This window comes from Westiellopsis prolifica IICB1 (assembly GCF_004323185.1).
In the GTDB taxonomy this organism is placed as follows: Bacteria; Cyanobacteriota; Cyanobacteriia; order Cyanobacteriales; family Nostocaceae; genus Pelatocladus; species Pelatocladus prolificus_A.
Genome location: NZ_NAPS01000002.1, coordinates 1,041,616 through 1,062,286, shown reverse-complemented (window position 1 = coordinate 1,062,286; position 20,671 = coordinate 1,041,616). Strand labels below are relative to the sequence as shown.

The 20,671-nt window shown below is 41.9% G+C and carries 13 protein-coding genes; 10 read left to right on the top strand and 3 right to left on the bottom strand.

Annotated elements, in window-relative coordinates; translation table 11 throughout:
* Positions 1 to 13: 13 nt before the first annotated feature.
* The 3 genes from B4U84_RS18900 to B4U84_RS18890 form a co-directional block, all read right to left on the bottom strand.
* Complete coding sequence (locus tag B4U84_RS18900; RefSeq protein ID WP_017310676.1) at positions 14 to 745, bottom strand: aspartate/glutamate racemase family protein; 732 nt, start codon at positions 743 to 745, stop codon at positions 14 to 16.
* A gap of 129 nt (positions 746 to 874) precedes the next feature.
* Entirely contained in the window at positions 875 to 2,038 is a 1,164-nt protein-coding gene (locus tag B4U84_RS18895) for an S-methyl thiohydantoin desulfurase family protein (RefSeq protein WP_131120033.1), read from the bottom strand.
* Between the two features lie 140 nt (positions 2,039 to 2,178).
* Entirely contained in the window at positions 2,179 to 3,534 is a 1,356-nt protein-coding gene (locus B4U84_RS18890; RefSeq protein ID WP_044448147.1) for an AAA-like domain-containing protein, read from the bottom strand.
* 457 nt (positions 3,535 to 3,991) lie between these two features.
* Here B4U84_RS18890 and B4U84_RS18885 point away from each other — a divergent pair, with 457 nt between their 5' ends.
* The 10 genes from B4U84_RS18885 to B4U84_RS18845 all read left to right on the top strand — a co-directional run bounded on the left by B4U84_RS18885 (position 3,992) and on the right by B4U84_RS18845 (position 20,592).
* Complete coding sequence (locus B4U84_RS18885; RefSeq protein ID WP_017310673.1) at positions 3,992 to 4,654, top strand: hypothetical protein; 663 nt, start codon at positions 3,992 to 3,994, stop codon at positions 4,652 to 4,654.
* Between the two features lie 46 nt (positions 4,655 to 4,700).
* Positions 4,701 to 4,853 (top strand): hypothetical protein, encoded by a 153-nt coding sequence (locus B4U84_RS30685; protein WP_017310672.1) that lies wholly within the window; start codon positions 4,701 to 4,703, stop codon positions 4,851 to 4,853.
* Between the two features lie 166 nt (positions 4,854 to 5,019).
* On the top strand, positions 5,020 to 5,688 hold the full coding sequence (locus B4U84_RS18880; RefSeq protein ID WP_017310671.1) for a hypothetical protein: 669 nt from the start codon (positions 5,020 to 5,022) through the stop codon (positions 5,686 to 5,688).
* Between the two features lie 39 nt (positions 5,689 to 5,727).
* Positions 5,728 to 6,711 (top strand): hypothetical protein, encoded by a 984-nt coding sequence (locus tag B4U84_RS18875; protein WP_077166385.1) that lies wholly within the window; start codon positions 5,728 to 5,730, stop codon positions 6,709 to 6,711.
* Positions 6,712 to 6,737: 26 nt separating this feature from the next.
* A complete protein-coding gene (locus tag B4U84_RS18870) occupies positions 6,738 to 7,079 on the top strand; it encodes a hypothetical protein (protein WP_131120031.1) in 342 nt (113 codons plus the stop codon).
* 41 nt (positions 7,080 to 7,120) lie between these two features.
* A complete protein-coding gene (locus tag B4U84_RS18865; RefSeq protein WP_131120029.1) occupies positions 7,121 to 7,948 on the top strand; it encodes a phytanoyl-CoA dioxygenase family protein in 828 nt (275 codons plus the stop codon).
* 2 nt (positions 7,949 to 7,950) lie between these two features.
* Positions 7,951 to 8,817, top strand: a complete 867-nt coding sequence (locus B4U84_RS18860; RefSeq protein WP_017310667.1) for a phytanoyl-CoA dioxygenase family protein — start codon at positions 7,951 to 7,953, stop codon at positions 8,815 to 8,817.
* A gap of 113 nt (positions 8,818 to 8,930) precedes the next feature.
* Positions 8,931 to 9,965, top strand: a complete 1,035-nt coding sequence (locus B4U84_RS18855) for a prenyltransferase/squalene oxidase repeat-containing protein (RefSeq protein ID WP_165490316.1) — start codon at positions 8,931 to 8,933, stop codon at positions 9,963 to 9,965.
* 52 nt (positions 9,966 to 10,017) lie between these two features.
* Positions 10,018 to 12,051 carry a cholesterol oxidase substrate-binding domain-containing protein gene (locus B4U84_RS18850; RefSeq protein ID WP_131120026.1) on the top strand — a complete coding sequence of 678 codons (2,034 nt, stop codon included), beginning with the start codon at positions 10,018 to 10,020 and terminating at the stop codon, positions 12,049 to 12,051.
* A gap of 276 nt (positions 12,052 to 12,327) precedes the next feature.
* A complete protein-coding gene (locus tag B4U84_RS18845; protein WP_131120024.1) occupies positions 12,328 to 20,592 on the top strand; it encodes an RHS repeat domain-containing protein in 8,265 nt (2,754 codons plus the stop codon).
* Positions 20,593 to 20,671 lie beyond the last annotated feature (79 nt).

Here is a 20,671-nt window from a genome sequence, read left to right as displayed (position 1 = left end):
TTTCAACTCAGCATCACTTGAGTTTGGGCGGTGTGTAGTCAGGCGGCACATAATATGTCAACCTACTCTGAGATAGTTTGTTTCTGATCAGCAACTCTAAGTAGCTGACTGCTGCTCGGTTTGGATCTATTACTGGTGCGGGTTTGCCTACTTCTTGCAGAAGTTGTGTAACTGCCTCAGCCACACCAACAAAGCCCGTACATCCTAGAATACAGCACTCTGCTTGGTCTTCTTCAATAGCTTTTATACTTTCCTCATATACTTTAGCGATCGCCAGATCCCTATCCTCTAAGTTTGCTACCGGTATATCTACAGAGCGAATTGACGCTAGATTTTCTGTAATTCCAAATGCTCGACAATGCTCTCTTTGCATGGCAACTACATTGTTCAAAACAGTAATAATTGAAAACCTTTGTGCGAGCATCATAGCTGTGTAAGCACTTGGTCTGAAACCGCCAACGACCGGAATATTCACAATTTCTCTCACAGCTTCTACGCCACACATATCAAAATCTGTCACAAATATACCGTTATACCCGTCTTGCTGTGTCTTTTCTGCCAGAGCAATCACATAGGGAGTATTAATTGACAGATCGTAGCGACTCTGGATGGTTTTTGTCCCACCTGCGATACTTTCAACGTCTATTGTTACATCGGGTGCTTGGACTGCTACCACTGCATCTTTAATTCTGTCATTAAATGATGTGTTATTAGCTGGAACTATAATTTTGATTGCAATCGACATTTTTTCTTTTTCCTTTGTCGAACGTAGTATTGCATATTTGCGGGATGTTTTTAAAGTTTTGTAAACTCAAAAATCAAACTTCTAAGTTCCTTCGAGACACGTTATACGAACGCGGTTTAATCTTCTGATTCAGTCGCAGGTATTGATTTGTAGATACTCAATTGGCACGTAAGAACCATAGTATCCAAGGTTTTTCAAAGCCTTGCCAAAGACATTGATGAAGTAGGGTTTTCTTAATTGCTCTGGAGCTTTCACTCCAATCAAAGTCACGTCTTGCCCTAAGCTGATATCAGCATTACTTAAAGTTTGTCCATCAGTTCCCATGTAGCAAATTAGATCTGGAGCGATCGCTAATGGACGATCCTCTTGGTCAGACCAAGCAACTAAGTTCTCATTTTGATTCAAAATATAAGCTTTTTTGCCTGTTGCACTTTCAATTACAACCGTCCCAAAGTCAAATCCGCCTTGGGTATGTTTTTTAATGTCAGTTATTTTTCCCTGAAAAAGTTGGTAGCCATCCAAGTAAGACAATACATCTGCGACGGGGTTCTTTTGGTTTTGGACAGCATCTCGGATCAGACGACCAACCTTTCTCGCTCTAGTCAGCGTATTAGGTACGATCACCTTTTGCATAGTTTCACCATCCATAGCAAAGCAAGCTATGGCAGCTACATCTTTAAACTCTGCTGTATCTATAATCGCTCTTCCCAAGTCATCTACAATCGCAGGATCGTTTTGATTAAGTTCCACTTCTGTACCACCAGCTTCAAGTTCTTGTTCGGTCGCAATTATTACTGGTGATACAGGAACAACAGTCTTGTTATTGATTGCTTCAGCAAAGCTAGCCATTGCTAAACTAGGAAAAGCCCTGCCACCACCATCGCCATCAACGACGGCAATACCTTTCTGTACTGCCACCAGCATAGCGGTAAAGTGAGCTACAGCGCCGGTCTCTACAGGAACAGTATAAGAAAAACGGTATTGCTGATTTTCTTGGGGGTAGCTTCTTTGTTTAACTTGCTCCAGCACTTCAAAAACCATTTGAGGTGATCTGCTAAAACCTTGTTTCTCAAAAGCATCTGGAGAACCTAGACCGGCTAGGACTGGCATATATTTAAATTTATCTACATTAGCAGGTTCGATGTACTCAACTTGATCGGAAATTTTTAATATGGACTCGATTAATTGTTGACCATTTTTTATAGCACCGCCGCCTCCACTAGCAAGCAAAACTGCCCCACAGAGAATGTCTTGAAGATCCTGTTTATTGAAGAATGTTTTTTGCGTTATCATATTTTCAATGCTCTTTGTTAATATTAATGTAGTTTACTAATTCAACTGAATTTGCACCATCGAATTTTAGGACTTTAAGCATTTTCTGTAGACAGAAAAGTTTTATGATCTCTGAAAAATAGTAGTGTACAGTGCGGTGATTAAGAAACGATTACTCGGTGGTTATTTAGGTGATCGCCTAAATATTCGGCATACAACTTACAGCTAGGGGTAGCTTGATTACCGCATAAATTTACTAATCCCATGCTTTGCAATTTGAACGCTTGCTCTAGACATAATTCTACAGGTGTAGATGCTTTGACAACCCGTGCAAAGGCGGCTATTAATTCTGGATTTTGTTGGAGGTTCCACAATTGTTGTTGCAGGTGTTCACAGTAAATTCCATTTGAGCTAAGGGCAGTTGACAACAATTGCTCTAAAGTGATACCAAGTTGCCATGAATAATAAAAAGCCAGTCTGACAAGATAGGGTTGTCCGCCAACCAAAGCAAACAATTGTTCTAATGCTTGCTCTGAACAGTTCAAACGATAACGCTCTCCTAAAGCCTGTACTTGTTCCTTGTTTAGGCTTTGTAACTCAATTGGTAACCCCACATTAAAAGGTGATTTATTCACATTCAAGGGAATATACACTTCTGTTGCATGTGCCACAACTAATCGCAGTTTTTTCCAAATCTCTCGATTTTTGGCTTCCTCATGCCAAGCACGTAACAATCCAAAAAAATCATCAGCCAAGTCTGGATATTGGAACAACATATCTACATCGTCTAAACCCAGGACAATAGGGCTGGTTGTTTTGGCTAAAAGATACTGCTCAAAGTAAATTTTAGAGCTAATTTTGCTGCCAAATAGCTCATCCCAATAGTCTGTGAGTTGGTTTTGCACCTGTAAACCCAGACTGATACTTGCACAAAACCAACGCAGGAATTTATCTAAGTCTTGAAAAATCGCTTTATCGCCTAGCTGGAAGTTTAAAGATACAGTGCGATAACCATAATTAGTTGCAGACTGAAGAATCCTTGACATTAATGAAGTTTTCCCCATCCGTCTAGGAGCTTTGATTCGGATTAAAGCTCCTGGTTGCAAAATTGCTTTGTAACAATCGGTTTCAATAGGAGGACGTTCTAAATAAAATGCAGAATCTAGGGGTACTTGACCTTGTGGTATCTCTGGTGCTGTTTCTACTATGAGCAAGTTAGTACCTAATGCTTCATCCTGCTGTTGTGGTTCAGGAAAGCAATAATCACTCTGTTCCAAAACCAGATTAAACGCTTGAAAACAGTACTTCAAGGTTTGCTTATCCACTCCTAATTCACAAGCAAATATCTTCATCAGTGTATCCACTGACAACCCTGTGCGTTCGTTCAATGCTTCAAGAGTATAACGATTACCAGAGTTTTCCTCAATCTCTGCTTTAGACTTAGCTGTTTGAAGTTTCTTTAATCCTTGGAGTGTCAGGAGTACACCCCGTCTGCGTCGGGTTTTCTGTAAATACATCTTTTATTATCGAGGCTGAGAAGCAAAATCAAAAATAACTACAGCTACTTTTCGGTATTTTCCCAAATACAGGACATTTTTTCTGAAATTTAATTGTTTTTTAGCTTCAGTTGCCTCTAACGTAGTACTTTTTGGGTACTGAGTCTGGTCAGATAAGGACAATTTCTGCGCCCCCCGCTTTAGCGGTGGGGTTTCTGACTGCTTATTTGAGCCAGTCTACTGAAAGTATTTTCTCAAAATTTAAGGAAGATAAGCGGCGAGCTTCATTTAAGTTTAAATTAGCCAAAACCCCTACTGGTTATTGCTTTGGGAATAAATGGCAGAAAATTCTTAAGTTCGTTAGTTAAAAGCCTAAACTGCCATTGTGATTGAGGAATTAAAAGAGCAAATTGGATTCAATTGTTGTACCCAAGTAAATGCAATTGGTATAGCCTAATCAAATTTCTGAGGAAAAACTATGAAGACTGCAATAGCAGATATTGACTTTCAAAAAGAACAGTTTGAAAAGTGTTTGCATTTATTTAATCCTCAATGGCTCTATCGCCAGGAAAGATTTGAATCTCTTTTAGCTGAATACAATTTAAATCGAAATTTTGAGGTTCATAGCGAGTCCCTAATCATCAAATCTGGTTCTCAAGTAGTTATATCAACGACATTAGACATGTCTGCGCTATTCCAACCTTGCCTTCGCAGCACTAAAAATCTTGATCAATTCAAAGCCTGGATTGGCATCCCAAATTCACTATTTGAGCAAGGAGTTTTTTCCTTTACAAAAGAATTGCCATCTAAACCTTGGATGTCAAAAGCTGTTTCTGATATATCTAGCCTTTCTCTTGCCGAACAAGAAGATATCGAAAGAGCAGGCTATGCTTACCTTTTTGGCAATTCCAAATTAGTTGATAGCTACAAAGAAGTTCTTGAAAAGCTCCATGCACCATTTGAAGTAGCGGTCTGCGCCATCAAGAAAGTAGTCATAGAGTCAGGAGGTTCGTTGATTATTCAAGGAAGCCGACCAGCAGTGCTAATTTTTGGCGAGTTAGAGATTATGGAAGGCAGCACTATCAAAATATATGCGCCAACGAACATGACAGTTCAGCAACTGCACAAGATTTCAAATTGACATTTAAACCCACAAACTCGCAAATTCAAGCACAAAGGAAAAATATATGGCCAAAATCAATGTAACACCCTCCCAACCTTTGAATCTTAATCAGCCTCAGCAAACTTTCACTGATGAAGTCGATATTCAAGGCGGTCAAATTATCGCTAAGGATACTCAAGTTAACGTAACTTTTACAAAATTAGTAAAAGTCAGCTAGTTTAGCTGTTTTGTAGTCAGCAAAATAGCGCCCTAGCTAACCTTGCTTCATTTAGGCTTGAGCAATGAGAAATTATCTAGATTAAGCAAGAATTGCTATTTGGGCGCGAAAATCAAAATCATCAAGACTCACCCACAGTTTATTAGGAAATATTGAGGAGATAGAAATGGCACAGTACGATATTTTAGTTATTGGAGCTGATGGTACTAACGGAGAAGCCGGACAGGCTGGAAGTGCTGGCAAAGACGGTACTGACGGCAGAAATGCGAATTGCGATTGGAGATCTGTTTGTACGGAAACCTCAACACCTGGTGGTAGTGGAGGCTCTGGCGTGTCTGGAAGCAATGGCGGCCCTGGAAGTAATGGCTTAGATGCCCAGCCTGCAACAATTACTATTCAAGAATTGGTAGGCAATATTACTGTTTTTAGTGCTGGCGGTACTGGTGGCAAAGGCGGTGCTGGTGGTAATGGCGGTAATGGTGGCCAAGGCGGCAAAGGTGGTAGCTCTTCTACTTGTCCTGCGGGAAGTCCCTGTGGTGGCTCTAATGGCGGTGATGGTGGCAAAGGCGGCGATGGCGGCAAAGGCGGCGATGGTGGCAATGGTGGTAATGGCAGTTTCATTAATGTTACCTACACTGCTTCAACGTCAGGGGGAAATGTTTATTCCTCATCTATTTCCTCTCCTGGCGGTAAAGGCGGTACTGGTGGTACTGGTGGTACTGGTAGTCCTGGCGGAAGTCCTTCAGGTCAAACTGGTGCTTCAGGGAATAATGGTGCTACTGGGTCAAACGGCAATCCAGGAACTCTTAGCCAGATCAACATTATAAGAAACTAAACTACTATGCTACAGACTAGGCTTGAGGTTTCATCTTATTTGCAGAATCTATTAGAGGTACTAGCCAGCCTCAGCCGAGTCAAGCTAGAGGCTGTAGAGGCTTTGAGCCAAACGCTGCTAGCGATTCCCCCAGACGGTCAAGGGGTACGAGGGGGAAAATCGGGTCTAAATAGCGATGGTTCTCCTCTACAGGTTTGTCTGACTGCCACTTCCAAACACTTATACAGTCGCCTGTTAAGTGATCCAGGTTTTGTTCTAGCTGATCCGAAAGAGCGGTTTGAAGCCAGCCAGCAAGCTTTAGCACAAGTGTTGCAATTAACTGCGTCGCAGCAGCTGGCGATTCTGTGCGATCGCACTTTAAGATGGTATTTACCAAAGGATGTAGTGGGGTTTTCTCGATTTACGAGCGGCGTACTTTGGCTAGGTGCAGGCATTGATACTCCAGGCTGTGCTATGTATGTAGATGCTAGGCGAAACGGTAATTTTCAAGAAGCCTGGGATTGGGCGCAGCAATGGCTGACTGATATTTTGCCAAATTCCAGGGAAGCTAGTTCTGCTATTGCCGCGCTACGCAACTATGCTTACTTGCAAAGTATTGGCATCGAAGGCTCTAACTTGAATAATGCTCGCGCTAAACTATACTGGCGTTTCTTACGTCCCACTCGCCTTGACCAAATGGGTTTAGAGATTTTCCAAAACCCTGCTTTGGCATCTTTTTTGACTTTCATTATTAAAGACAGCACGCTCCAGCTATCAGGGATTGTTCCTAGCTTGGGGTTTGCGATCACTACAGGCGAAAGCCACGATGCCAAAATAGATGTTTGCGGCCACTGTTTAGCTTATTCCACTTCTAAATGGGTTGAGTTGGTTAATTGTTACACGCAAATGTACGACCTGACCAACATACCTGTGAGGGAAGCACTCGCACAAAATTGTAGCAGCGTTTCCTACTTGGGTATGGGATGCGATCGCAACGACGCACTACGTCTCAACCTTTATCTAAAAGCCACTGCCAAAATCTAATTTATGCATTTAGGGGATTGAGCTTCATGGATACTTCCAACCACTTAATTAAGGAAAAACCAGTGCTGTTTTATGCTAGTAGGTGTGGCAAGTGTCGGATACTATCTCAGCTTGTTGTCTGGTCATCTTTTCATACAATTGAGCGTATTCCCATCGAATCTCAAGCAGTTGAAGAGTTTTGTCAACAGCATCCAGAAGCGCGTGGACAGTTAGTCCTGTTTCACCAATCTTTTCGCAAAGGCAAATTTTTGATTGGCAACTGGGTATATTTAGCTGTTCCCTGGCTAATTTTCAAAACTTGGCTAGCTATCAGTTTCTTTAAGGTAAAAACACTAGCTGATTCTGTCTCATTAAATAGCAAAGGATAAATTTTGATTTTGTATAAAACTATTAAATCGAATTACTAAAAATGAATCAATTATTGAGCAAAGAAAAGCTCCAACAAGATTTAGAAAAAGATGGATATACTGTGATCGAATTTTTAGACGCTCAGGAAATCCAAACTTTGACTAGCTTATATTACAGTCTGCCTAATACATTAGAAGGCGGATTTGCACCTAGCATTATGAGTAAAGATATTAACTATCGTCAATTAATTAATCGCGAGATTAAACAAATTTTAAATGACAAAACAATAAAGCTATTTAAGCAGTATCGCTTATGTTTTTGGAGTTTTATTGTCAAACAAGCATTAAGAACAGATAGTGAAGTCCAGATGCATCAGGATTGGTCATTTGTAGACGAAACAAAATTTAATTCATTAGGAATTTGGTGTCCTTTAGTTGATGTCAATTATTTAAATGGATGTATCCATTTAGTCAAGGGTAGTCATCAACTAAATACAAAACCTAGAGGATTGTTCAATGATTTTCCTTATGAAAACATCTTGTCGGTAATTTGGGAAAAATATTTAACTAAAATTCCTATTCAAGCAGGTCAAGCTTTAGTTTACGATACACGAATATTTCACTGTTCTCCTCCTAATCAAACTGCTAACGAAAGAGTTGTAGTAGCTGGATTAATGATTCCCAAAAATAGCATTTTGCGCTATTATCATTGCGATTTTCAAAACGATTCATCAAAATTGGAAATATTTGAAGTAGACGACGAATTCTATACCAGAATTATTTTGGGTGTTAAGCCAGAAGGACTAAGAAGTCTAGGCTTTATTGACCGCGAATTTGAACCTCTAACCCCAGAGAATTTAGCTAGCCAACTAAGTAATGAGGTAATTTAGAGATGTCCTTGGCTTGTCTGCCCGATTTATCATCAGCACATGACGTTTCAGTTGAGCAGGTTAATCAATTCCAGCAAAACGGACACATCTTACTAAAAGGAGTTGTTTCTCCCGCAGAAATGATAGCTTATCGCCCTCATATAGTAGACGCAGTCATGAATTATGACCGAGAGGAAGAAATATTAGAGCAGATTGCTGCGGGGCGCAAGAATGGATGGAGATTTGTCCATAATTTGTGGGAAAGAGATGAAGTAGTGCGTCAGTTTGTACTAGCTCGTCGCTTTGCTAAAATTGCTGCCGATTTGATGGCAGTCAGTGCGGTTAGACTTTTGCGGGATGAATCTTATTTTAAAGAACCAGGAGGAACTAGTACGCCCTGGCATCAAGATTGCGATTTTTTTCCCCTAGATACGCCCCAGGTAATTTCTATGTGGATAGCTCTATCAGATATTTCTGTAGAGATGGCTCCTTTAACTTTTGCTAGCGGTTCCCATAAAGACGGTTATTTTGTAACTGAAGATAATAATATCCTGCAAGGATTCTCCGAGCAGTCTTTGATAAAACGAGGGTTTGAGCTAGACAATCATGGGGCGATGGCAGCCGGCGATGCTACTTTTCATGCTGGTTGGACTTTGCATAGTTCTGGAGTTAATACAAGCGATCGCATCAGAGAAGCTTTAGTAATTGTTTACTATCAAGATGGCGCGCACGTTTGGATGCAGCAAGGTTCAGAATTAAACGAGAAAAACTATCTTCAAGGATGCCCTAAAGACATCATTCGCCAGCAACACCTAACTCGTTGTTTGCCCGGTTTGAAGCACGGCGATTTAGCAGCGAGTTATAAAAATCCTCTTGTTTATACTGTTTAAAGATGATTGATCAACTGTCCCCAAATCAGAACCTTTGGGAGCCAATAGTGCAGGATGGGTTGCGCTTTCTTATAAAGCAATGGCAACTGGGGTTTGCTGAAGCGGCCCATATTATGTCATTTCCTCGCGAACAAGGTTTCATTGCTGCTGTTGAGGAGCAGTACGGTGATGTTTTTCAGCGAGCCTTAATTGCTGATGTTTTATGCGATGCTACGAAACTACTTGGCGAACAACTTCAGCCAGTAATAGACCACGAAGTTAATTACTTGTTGAACTGCCGACGCAATTCCGGTGTTGGTGGCTGGAGCTATTTTCCTAATTTACCAGAGCTACCACCGGATGCTGACGACTTAGCTCAAATTATGCAAGTTTTATTGCGCTCTGGACGGCGATCAGAAGTAGAGAAATACTGCAAAGTGCCTCTGTCTGTATTGCTACAGAATAATACTCATGCCGATGGCTCTTTTGAAACTTGGATTGTACCTGCGACTGACCGTACCCCAGAGCAAAATCTTCAGTTTTGGTGGGTACAGCAAGCTTGGGGAACTGGTCGGGATCCGGATGTGATGGCAAATTTGCTCTATACGCTGGTACTTTATGATCCGGAGCTATTTGAGCAGGTAATTCAAGACGGAGTTGCTTACTTAGAAAGTCAGCAGAGAGAAGATGGCAGTTGGCAAAGTTCTTGGTATCACGGCTCTTACTATGGTACTTATGTCTGCCTGCGTTTACTGACTTTAGTACGCCCTGGTTCGCCCGGAATTGCTCGTGCCATTAATTTTTTGTATGAATGTCAACAAGTAGATGGTGGTTGGGGGATAGAAGATAACAGCGATCCATTAAGTACCGCATTAGCTTTATTGAGTCTAGAACTCGCTCAACAAGATGCGTCTACCGAAGGTGTATCTAAGGCGATCGCTACAGCCGACATTGAGCGTGTTCTTAAAGGGTGTAGCTACCTCAAGCACTGCCAACAGGAGGATAAATCTTGGGCTAGCTGCAAGTTTATTCGGATGGAATTGGGTCGCGCTGCGGGTAGGGTGCGAGCTATCTTGTTTTACGGCAGTCAGACGATCACTACCGCTTTTATTTTGAAAGCTGCACTGGCTTGGAGTAGGGTAGAACGAACTTCTTCAATGTCTTTTTAGTTGAACTAAAAGAGTGCAAATCAAAAATCAAGAACAAGGAAAGCAACGTCTTATGTTAGAAGTTCAAAAAATTGAATGTCGCAACGATGCCTGGTTTGTCATGTCGTTTCAGACTGCCTGGGATTCAGGGATATCCGACTCTACAGACAACTACCCGATATTGCAGTCACGGACTATCGACCTGGCTGCTACAACCTTTCCAGAAGGGGTAGAAGTTTGGCCAGTTGTTTCCGCTGTTCTTGGTAAAACGGAGATGTCTCATGACCACGTCACTTTTAAACTAAATGAAAAGACGGCAATCTACAAAGTGACAGGTACCACACAGAACTATTCTGTTAATTTTGTGGAAGTGATAGACGGATCGACCGTGTCGCCGCCGGGTTTTCCATCTCAAATTCCGATCAACCGCGTCCCTTTCAAGAACTGGTCTGGAACTATCGATTTATCTATTGTCTGGACCTGCGCTCCTCAGATAGCAGACGATGTTGTCGAAATCTGCAATTGGGCGAAGGACAATGGATATATGGTGCGTCCTCGGGGCATCATGCACAACTGGTCCCCGCTTTCATTACCGTCTGATCTTCCTACCGAATCAAAATTACTCCTTGTCGATACGACGAAGGCTCTCAACAAGATGAAGATGATCCCAGCATCAGATGGACTACCTGCTCGGGTTAATGTGGGAGCAGGTGCTACGATGGGTGATCTCCTCAGTTTCCTAGAGAAACAGCCAGGTGGCAAAGGGAGCGCTCCAGGCTTCAGTTTCCCACATACGCCAGCACCAGAACATCTCACGGTAGGAGGTGTACTTGCTATCAATGGTCACGGAACCGCCGTCCGTACTCCCCCGAATGATGACTTCCCTTGCAGCTATGGCTCAATGAGTAACCATATTCTGGAAGTTGTAGCAGTGGTCACTGACCCAGATGGGACTAATCCTGATCGTTATCAGCTACGTACCTTTAAACGTGGTGAAAAAGATACCAAAGCGTTCCTAAGCCAGTTAGGCCGAGCGATGATCGTTGAAGTGACATTGCAGGTGATCGATAACTACAATATGCGTTGTCAAAGCTTTACTGATATTCCAGCATCGGTCATGTTCGCACGTTCTAATGGAGGCTCACCTCCGCCAAAAAGTGTCGCCCATTTTCTAGAACAGAGCGGTCGCATCGAAGTAATTTGGTATCCGTTTAGTGAACATCCGTGGCTCAAGGTGTGGACTGTGACAAACAATCAGCCAGCAGGTTCTCGCCTCGTGGAAAACCCAAATAACTACCCGTTCTCGGACAATTTGGAAACTAAAATCACCGAGATGATCAAGGGTATTCTGAGTGGTATTCCAGGTTTGACGCCGACTTTTGGAGAGACTATGGAGAAGGCTACCCAACTTGGTTTAGACGGTCAGAATCTGTTGGGGCAAACAATTTACCCAGTATCACGGGATATTTGGGGAGCATCAAAGAACACTTTGTTTTACATTAAGGACACAACGCTACGGGTGACTGCCAATGGTTATGCAGTCCTGATGCGAAAAGCAGACGTACAGGATGCGATTGCTGACTTTGCACAACAGTTTCAGAAGATGCTGAGTGATTATCAGGACAAGAACGAGTTCCCGATCAATGCCCCACTGGAGGTTCGTGTGACTAATCTGGACAGTCCTGATAACGTGCCTTCTGTAGCAGGAGATTCCCCTGACCGACCAATAATTTCTTCACTAGCTACCGACAAATTGACCAAGCAGAACGGTTGGGATGTAGCTCTTTGGCTGGATGTGCTTACCCTACCCGGAACAAAATTATCCAATCAGTTCTTCTCTGAGCTAGAGGCATGGTTTATAGGGCATTTCACAGGTAATAAAGCGCGGATTGTACCTGAGTGGTCAAAAGGTTGGGCATACACGCCAAATAATGGACCCTGGACTGATCCGAAGTTTTTCGAGCGGATTCGTGAAACATTCACTGTTGGTCGAGACAGCGACGACAATTGGCAATACGAGGTCAATACTTTAGCGAAATACGACCGATATAATCTGTTCCTGAGTCCACTTCTGAAGAATCTATTTGTCGATCCCTCTGAGGTATAGAAAACGATTTTGAGCCACTTCAATTTCTCCGAATTCTAATTGTGGAAATTAGAAGATGAGACACAAACGCCAACAATACAGTTCTCAATTTAAAATTCAAAGTTGCTTTGGAAGCCATTCGACGTAAGAAAACCGTCTCAAAATTACCCTAGAGGAAATACATTAGTGATTTGATTGGCAGAGCAATTGATGAGTTTACTCTCATAAAAATTCAAAAATACTCTGCTACCGAAAAATTAAAAGCAAGTGCATCATCTGATTTATGGAGATACAACAATGACATTGCAAACAGCCACTTCTAGTAAGAGTAATGGTCAATCTGCTAACATTCCTGCCATTAGAAATTTTCAATTTGACTCTGATGCTTTAGGAAAAATCCAAGATAGCGTTAACTTATTTAGAGGAGATGTTAATTTACCTTTAAAACTAATTTCATTGACTGGACGCAATGGTTTAGATGTTAATGTATCTGCTGTGTATGAAAGTAACGTTCAAAACTCCATAGATACTTGGAATTTAGAATCTCCTACAGGAATTTTAGGATTAGGTTGGTCTTTGGGATTTGACCGAATTGTAGCAGATACTAACAACACTGGTTCACCCTATGACAATCGTTTTTATTTAATAGCAGGCGGTTCTGTAAATCCATTAGTTAGAACTGGAACTGCTAATGACGGAGCATATACTTACGAAACCCAAAACTATCAATTTTGGCGAATTTTGTACTATCCCAGCAACGAGCGCTGGGTAATTACCCAAGAAAATGGCATAACCAGTATTTACGGAGACAAGAATAGCGATCGCAATACTGTTCAATGGGGAATAAAATGGGGTAATTGGGTTGGCAGTAGCGCTTTAACACTAGGTCAGCAGCAATTTGCTGTAGCCTGGAACCTTTGCGAAACTCAAGATACTTGGGGTAATACCGTCGTTTTTAACTACGATAGCGACAATCAAAGTGTGGGCAATAATGGCCTCCAATATACTAGAGCCTCGTACCTCAAAACTATAACTGATGAATTTGGCCGAACGGTAAGTTTTTTTTATGGTAATAAGTACGGACCAAATAATCTTGGTCCAAATGGAGCTATAGAATATCAACCACCACATAGTGAACTGGGGCCTAATGCTTATCAAGACCGATATGAAACTAAATATTTAGATAAAATTCAAGTCAATAATCAAGCTGGCGAACTTCTTTTCTCTGTTAAGTTTGAATACCAACTGAATAATCTATCTAACACCTCTACAAGTTCTGATATTTATCGATATCTATGGAAAAGATACTTAGTATCGATTAAGTTCCTTAATATCAATTCCCAATCGCTACCGGGAGTAAAATTTGAATACTATAGCAAATCCGATCCTCATCCGGGAGCGCTGAAAACCATTACTTATCCTGAAGGAGGCAAAGCAACCTATAGTTATCAAAAAGCGCAGCTAATTAATTCTACTAAAAATTTGAAAATTAACAGTCCCCTAACTGGTAGTGTACCAAGAGTTTGGTATGGGGCAGACTATGCAGTAATAACTTGGTATGAACCAAGCAGCGGTAGCTTGCAGTTATCAATCTATAGCTGGGTTGGTCGCTGGGTGCAATCAAATTCTGTTTATTTTAGTGCTAAATTTGATTTAGATACTTTAACAGTTATTCCTAGACAAGATTGGTTTGTTTTAGCTTTTCAAAATATAGCCCCAGCCAGAGAAGAAATTTATCTTTTTCGTAAAGATTTAATTAATTTTGGAGAATGGAGTTATACTCAGCAAAATATAACGCTAACTTCAAACTCCACCAAAACAGTCTTAACAACAGGTGATGAGTTTGTAATTGTCTATAATCCTAACTTCAGCGATCGCCCATTTTATGGATATAATTGGGACTGGAAACAAAAAGCTTGGACTAATCCTACTCTTCCCAATATTGCAGTTGCCAAACCAGCTCAAGTTGCGCTGATAGGTAAAAATAATTTTTATATTGTATGCTCCTATAACCAAATTACAAAAACTGGGTCTTTCCAATTACTCTACCGCGACGATATAGGCGTGTGGAAGTCGGGCTTTACGTGGAATAATAGCTTTGATGTTTATCAAGATCCACAGCCTTCCAACAATTTTCTATTTTTCTGGAGTTTAGGAGATACCTATGCAGTAGCTACTTATGCCAAAAGTGTCTCGTCAAATCCAGCCAGTTTAACCTCTGAAATCCGGATTTTTCAATGGAACGAGAACTTTAACATTCTCAACGCCAGCTCTCCCTTAGTGAAGCAATACACTTCGCCTTTTTCAGGACAAAAACCACTATTACCTGTTCTGGCTTCAATCGTAGAGAATAGCTTGATTGGTAATAGCCAACACCTGTTACGATACGTCGGCGGTAGTGGTAATAGCAATAATATTGCCAACTGGATAGGGAAAGATTTTGATGCATCAGATAGCGTCGCTGATTACCAGTTTGGCTATGGCAGCGACGTCGCCATCATGTCTAAGCAGTCAGGTAATAATACCATTAACCAACTCTTACAATTTAATCCTAGCAATCCCAATCAGAGCGGTTGGACAAGTCCTGTTACTCTACAAGCAAAAGGGCATTATCCAAGAGGAAATGGCAACTATCTCAATATAGATAGCACAGTCTATTTTCGCACGCCTTCTGGGCAATGGCAGCAATTGCCTAATCCCTTACCTGGGACTCTCAATCCTAAAAGCGTGCAGAACCAGGCTCCGGTTTATATTGCTTACGAAGATGCAACTGGCAAAAATACTCAAATAGTGCCACTGAAAAATAGCCAGTTACAAGTGGCTAACTTAACAACTCTGTACAACGAAAAGATTTATGTTGAGCAGAATACTACTGTCAAACCTGGAACCAGTTTAGCAAGCCCCAACACCCTAGTAACATATCCAGCTGATCGAAGTTTTGACCAAGCTAGCTACATTACCTTGTATCGCTTGGCGGAAGGAACTTTCACAGGTGCTGTTTATGATTTTCAAGTAAATTACATCCAAATTGATGATGGATTTACATCTGATACCCCTTACTCGCAATTTTACCGTTACGACCAATCGACTGTAATTTATGATTCCAGCACAGCCTTAGCACAATATTCTAAAGTTACGGTACTGCCAGGTTGCAAGCAAGACACGCCTGCTCCTCCCTACGGTAAGACAGAATATTACTACTCTAATGGCGTTTCTCGGCAGGCTGGAACATTTTATCCCATCGGAACCATTTACAACTACGCCAGAATTCTCAACGGAATTTTATTATGTAAAAAAGACTATGATGCCGATGGAACAGAGGTATCTTCAGTTATAAATTATTGGAAAGTATTGGTGACTCGAACGCAACTTGGTTCTAGTCAAACAATTAATCTTTACGGTGCTTATGCTCGCCTAGAAAAAACCGTGACTGTCCTTGAGGGTATTACTCAGACAACAGAAAGTTCCTACGATTTATCAACGGGTTTAATTACTCAAACAAAGACCTATAATTATGACAGTAAGGGACAGCAAACAGTCATCACCGAGTCTAGCCTCTATGCATGGCAGGTCAATGAGTATCAGCAAGCAATGCTTGCTAAAAACCTGTTAAGTGCTATTGTCCAAACCACAAGCAGAACCAACGATATAGTCACCTTAAGTTATGTTACTACTTGGAAGAATTGGGCGACAGGCAGTAGCTGGAAATGGTCTCCTTGCCAAAACTATCGATTGCAACAAGGTACTAATTCTCCTAACTTTAACTTTAGCAATCCCGATCTGAATTTATGGTTAAAGTTATCTGAAATCAACTCTCTCACTACAAATCAAGGTCAAATACAGGAACAAAGCGATGTTTTAGGCCTTCATGAGTCTGCTATTTACGATACAGATCAGATTAATTTAGTTGCCACATTTTCTAATGCTAGTATTGCAGCCGAACAAGCTAGTTATTACGGATTTGAGATCTATGAAGATAATCAAGGATGGCAAATTTATCCCATCAATCAACCTATACAAACTTGTCTCCAGACTGGCAGCCAGGGAATTCCTTGCATTTTCTCAGGAGATGCCCATACGGGTCAGAATTGCTTGAAGTTACCACCAAATCCGAGTAGTAGAGTAGGGTTGCAAAGAACTTTTCACTTACCACCTAACTATACGCAGCAAAGTTATATTTTATCCTGTTGGATAAAAACAGAGAGCGGATTTGGCAGCAACAGTGGAGCGGCAGCTTGGAGCATTAGTTTTGTTCAAAATGGTCAAGCTATAGGCACGCCGATCTCGATAGAAATTGCAGATACCAGCAGCCAATGGCTTTACCTCTATCAAGTTATCGATCTAACTCAACAAAATTTTAATCGAGAGGTAGCTCTTGACGTTAATTTGTTTGCTTATAATCAAAAACAAACTAAGTTTTTCCTCGTTGACGATCTTCGCTTTTCGCCATTATTGTGCAATTTTGCTGCTACAGTTTATCGTGCGAGAGATTGGCTAGTTACTGCTACTATAGGCAACAATGGCGAAACCATGCGTCAGGTTTATGACGATTTTTCACGCCAAATTGCTACTATTGGCCCTGCTGAAAATGTAGATGCTGTAGCAGCTGAATATTTTTCAAGATCTGGCAATAACGATACTTTTAATCCAGCCGATCCCAATAGCAGTTTGGCTATTAGTGCTAGAGCGGGAGGAATCTACGATGACTTTCAAGACGGTCAGTGGCAAGACCTTTGGCAATCGGATAATCCCGGCAATTGGACTGTCAAAGATAGCGCGCTGGTTTATATTGGCAGTCAACCAGGCAAGATAACGCTTAAGGGCAGCGATTCCTACAGCAATTATGGGGTGATGCTGAAGGTTACTCCCGCAGCAACTATGACCCAAACTGTAGGATTAAGTATTGGTCAGCAAGTAACTGTACAATGGTCTCCAACTACGTCCCAATGGCAGTTATTAGTTAATGGCAATCCTAACCCAGTTAGTTCTGTACCCCAACCTACCTTAAATACAACAGAGTGGTTGCTCGTCGTTGTCGAGAAAAGCATTCTATTTTACGTGGGTGGACAGCAGATTTTTAGTTATTTTCTCTCCCAAAATATTGTTGGTTCTCTGGGAATTATTGCAGGCAATGAACTTAAGTTTCAGAATGTTGTAGTTTTTCGCGAACCGCAAGTTTCCATAATCTATGATGATGGTAGTGGCAAGACGAGGCAGAGACAAGCTCTGGAAGGAAATAACACCATTGTTTCTGAAAGCGTCTATGACGAGATAGGGCGTTTGGCAATTGAAACTAAACCAGCGCGATATTCCAATACATTATTCCGCTATCAGCCAGATTTTGTTACGGGAATTGCTTGGTCAACAACAGGGGTAATGACAGGATACGTCGCTGAGTATTATTCGCCTGGTGGTACAGGTAATTCTGACGATCAAGGATATCCCTATTCTCGGACTCGATTTGAAAGTTCTCCCTTATCTCGAAAGGTTGAAATTGGACTGCCAGGAAGGGATTTTGCTATTACTAATTTAGATACAACTCAACCGCAAGACCGCCACACAGTTAAGTATCAATATGGCGCTAATCAGTCGGGTAGTTTTCCAACCCAGATGAATTTGCCAGCTGGACAATATTTTGTCACGACTGTTACTAACCAAGATGGCACAGTATCGGTTAGCGTTAAGGAGCAAATTGGCAATCCCATTGCTGATGGGCTAGAAATAGATCCGGCTAACTCATCCTATATCACTACAGGCTTTGATTATACTTATAGCAACAACGGCAAAGTAACAACCCAACGGTTGCCGAATTACTACAATCCGCCGGAAGTCTTGCAAAAAGATAAATGGGTAATAACTAGCACTTATAATATCCTGGATCGCTTAACACAAAGAACTACGCCAGACGCCTCAAAACCATTCCAATATATCTACGATAAAGCCGGAAAGCTGCGGTTTATGCAGGATGCAGAAGGCGCAGAAAAGGGATATGTTTTATACACGAAATACGATATTCTAGGGCGGATAGTTGAAGGTGGTGTTTATAATCAACCTTGGGATCGAAACGCCTTACAAAACTATGCAAACAACGAGCCAGCACAGCCAACTGCCAACACTACTTGGTTGAGAAAATATTTTTATGATGGCGATCGCACAGATGCTAATGCTATCGGACGCTTGACTAAAGTTTTAGTAAGTGAAGGCGACAGTCAAGGAAACATCGCTGTCACAGAAACTCTTAAGTACAACATTTTTGGCAAAGTCATCTCTAAACGAATTCAGGTAGCTGATTATAGCGATCGCACTTATGAAATTCTTTATACCTACGACAATTTAGGCAATATCCTTACAGTTGATTATGGTTCAGCCAATCCAGAGAATTGGCCAGTTGTTTACTATACCTACAATCAACTAAATCAAGTGATTGGAGTAGGCAATGCGCCCGATAATCCCTATTATTATGCTTCCTATAGCTATTATGCTAATGGCAGCGTGCAAAAGGAATCGCTTAATAACAGTAGCTCTCGCTCGATAGAGCGAAGCTTTGCTTACAACTCACCTGGCTGGCTACAGCAGATTGATAACGATATTTTCAGAGAAACGATTAGTTATACAACGGGAGGTTACAGTCCAGACAATCACAGTATTGGATATTACAGCGGCAAAATTGCTCAGATTTCCTCTGCTTTTGGTCTGTCCAATTCTGGCAATTTCACTGCTAACTTTGCTTATCAGTATAAATACGATCGCGCCGGACGATTGCAAGTTGCTCAAAACTTACAAAACAATCAACCTTTCTTACCATACAGTCTAGGATTGAGTCCTCAAGGATCTACAAGCTACGACGATGATGGAAATATTAAGCAATTAAATCATGGCAATGCGAATGCGGGGGAATATTCTTACAAAACCTATGCTTATCGCGGGGGGAGCAATCAGCTTCAAAGTATTTCTGTTCAAACAGAGACAGGGACAAACATTGAGAATTTTACTCCCGATGCTAATGGCAATGTCATCGCCGTTTCAGGGAAGCTCCAAAATTTAACTTACAATCCCTTAACTCAGATGACTACCAGCATTACTCCTGTTGCTAATGCTAATAACCCCGTAACTTTTACCTATGGTGGTGGTAGTCAGCGCGTACTGAAAAAACAGTCAGACAAGCAAAAATTATATCTGCATGGAGGGAATGATTATCCTCTCATCGAGCTAGACAAGACAGGTACAGATGCAGAAAGAATTACCTTATACATTTATGGACCTGCTGGGTTAATCGCTTTTGCCCCTGGTGCGACCCAGGGAAATACAAACTTTCTTTATGTGTTGAAGGATCGACAAAATTCGACGCGAGCGGTGGTCAATGGGGCAACTCGGCAAGTAGTTGCCGCTTACAATTACCTGCCCTTTGGCGATTTAATGGGAGAGGTATATGGGAGTAGCACCCTTGCCTACCTTTACACGGGGCAGGAATACGATTCAGAAACGAGATTGTATAACTATCGAGCGCGTCTTTATGACAGCAGTCTAGGACGTTTTTACGGACCCGATCCGGCTGGGCAACAACCTTCTCCTTTCGCTTATGCTGGTAACGATCCTATCCTTTTCAGTGATAAGACGGGTCGCATATTTGGTATTGATGACCTTTTAGTTGGGCTTGCCATCAGCGCGCTAATTGGTTTGGTTGTAGGTGGTATTTCTGGTGGTATTGGCTATGCTGTCACCCATACTGATAACTTTAATGTCGGTGACTTTTTCAAAAATGTTGGCATTGGTGCGCTGACAGGAGCCGTGAGTGGTGCAATCGGCTTTGGAGTTGGTTCAGCAGCTACATCGGGATTGGCAGCTTTTGGCGCGAGTGCTGGTCAATCTATTGTGGGTGGGGTTGCATCTGGTGTAGTATCGGGAGCGGGTAGTGGTGCAGCTGCGTCAGTATCCGGGCAACTTTTGGATAATGCTATTAACGGTAAACCATTAGGGGCAGGGCTTGGTGATGCGGCTCTCACTGGAGCAATTGTTGGTGCGATTACAGGAGGTATTGGCGGTGCTTTTGGCGCAGTAGCAGCTCGAAGCGGTGCGACAAGCGCTGGCCCTAACGCACGGGCTAGATTTGTAAGGTGGCTCAACTTCTTGGGAGATGAAGGTGGTGGAACAAATTTCGACCGCGTTCCTGGATCAAGATGGTGGCAACCTAGATATAGTATCACTATCGATAATTTTGACCAAAATCTCAATCCTGGTAGCTGGGCAGCCCGAGATACTGCTGCTCACGAAGGTTTCCATGCTTTTGTAGGACGCTATTTCCCACGCTGGAGAAGCCTTTCAATGGCAGAACCGTATGGTATTCCGGTAGGTGCTCCTTTCCGGTACATAGAAGAAATGTTTGCCTACCCTATTGGCCATATAGCGGCAGGTCGCTTCTATGCAGTTCCCTTGGCTCCACTTGAAGCATTTGGTAGTTTGTCTGGTAGGCAAAGCCTGTTTGTCTTAGGATTATCAGGAGGAATCGGTTCAGGAGTCGGAACCACTAGTTCGGACTATTTCCAGAGAGGAAAAACAGCGTAAACTACCCACACTGATTCGGAGTACCGAATACAGTGTAGGCTTTCAGTAGCCCTGAAGAGTCTGTGCTGAGATTACAGTA

Excerpts from the sequence above, each read along its gene's own strand:
- B4U84_RS18900 (WP_017310676.1), bottom strand. The coding sequence starts at position 745 with ATGTCGATTGCAATCAAAATTATAGTTCCAGCTAATAACACATCATTT.
- B4U84_RS18895 (WP_131120033.1), bottom strand. The coding sequence starts at position 2,038 with ATGATAACGCAAAAAACATTCTTCAATAAACAGGATCTTCAAGACATT.
- B4U84_RS18890 (WP_044448147.1), bottom strand. The coding sequence starts at position 3,534 with ATGTATTTACAGAAAACCCGACGCAGACGGGGTGTACTCCTGACACTC.
- B4U84_RS18885 (WP_017310673.1), top strand. The coding sequence starts at position 3,992 with ATGAAGACTGCAATAGCAGATATTGACTTTCAAAAAGAACAGTTTGAA.
- B4U84_RS30685 (WP_017310672.1), top strand. The coding sequence starts at position 4,701 with ATGGCCAAAATCAATGTAACACCCTCCCAACCTTTGAATCTTAATCAG.
- B4U84_RS18880 (WP_017310671.1), top strand. The coding sequence starts at position 5,020 with ATGGCACAGTACGATATTTTAGTTATTGGAGCTGATGGTACTAACGGA.
- B4U84_RS18870 (WP_131120031.1), top strand. The coding sequence starts at position 6,738 with ATGGATACTTCCAACCACTTAATTAAGGAAAAACCAGTGCTGTTTTAT.
- B4U84_RS18865 (WP_131120029.1), top strand. The coding sequence starts at position 7,121 with ATGAATCAATTATTGAGCAAAGAAAAGCTCCAACAAGATTTAGAAAAA.
- B4U84_RS18860 (WP_017310667.1), top strand. The coding sequence starts at position 7,951 with ATGTCCTTGGCTTGTCTGCCCGATTTATCATCAGCACATGACGTTTCA.
- B4U84_RS18855 (WP_165490316.1), top strand. The coding sequence starts at position 8,931 with ATGTCATTTCCTCGCGAACAAGGTTTCATTGCTGCTGTTGAGGAGCAG.
- B4U84_RS18850 (WP_131120026.1), top strand. The coding sequence starts at position 10,018 with ATGTTAGAAGTTCAAAAAATTGAATGTCGCAACGATGCCTGGTTTGTC.
- B4U84_RS18845 (WP_131120024.1), top strand. The coding sequence starts at position 12,328 with ATGACATTGCAAACAGCCACTTCTAGTAAGAGTAATGGTCAATCTGCT.